Annotated in this window: 1 pseudogene; it reads right to left on the bottom strand. The window is 56.4% G+C overall.

The window, feature by feature from the left end:
• Positions 1–737, bottom strand: a pseudogene (locus tag ALO80_RS25375) (conjugative transfer ATPase); the annotation flags it as partial.

A 737-nucleotide genomic window follows, 5' to 3' on the forward strand; every position in this document is an offset into this window, starting at 1 on the left:
ATGCTTTTGGCCAGCACCACCCCCTCGGTGAACTTGCCCGTCTCTTTGCGGGCAGACAACAGCATCGATTTCTGGGCGTCGTTGAGCTTGCGAAACTTGCCAATCTTCTCGACTTCATCGGGCGGCATGTTGAGGCACATCCACCACTCGATCATGTTCAGCAGTGTGGTGGCTTCAGGTGGCACGTCGTCCACGTTCTGGGTGGCCATCCAGAACCAGGCACCGAGCTTTCGCCACATTTTTGTGATTTTTACCGAGAACGGAGACAGGAGCGGGACTTTCAGCTGGATGTGGCCTTCGTCGGTCAGAAATACAATCGGCCGCCCTTTGAACTGATCGCGCTCGGCAATGTTATTGACGGTGTTGAGCAGGGAGATGTAAGCGATCGCCATCTGCGCCGTGTAGCCCTCTCGGGCATAAGTCGCCAAGTCCACGAGCGTAATATCAGCCTCTGGCCATGGAGTACCTGGGCGGTTAAACATCTCACCCTCAATCCCCATGCAGAACATCTCCATGGACGTGGCCATTTCCAGAATGCGATTTCTGCGGCCTTCGGGCTCTTTCTCATCGCGTGCCAGCTCCCGCAGGGCATTTCGCACATCTTCGGTCAGCACATCGCGACCAGCGGCATGACAGGCCTGCGCAGTTAACAGGATGGCTTGACGGATGACGCTTCGATCCGCTCGACCCAGTCGGGCATCCTCTTTATCCTCACCACCTGTAATCATGAGCCTGGC

Source organism: Pseudomonas caricapapayae (assembly GCF_001400735.1).
GTDB classification, from domain to species: domain Bacteria; phylum Pseudomonadota; class Gammaproteobacteria; order Pseudomonadales; family Pseudomonadaceae; genus Aquipseudomonas; species Aquipseudomonas caricapapayae.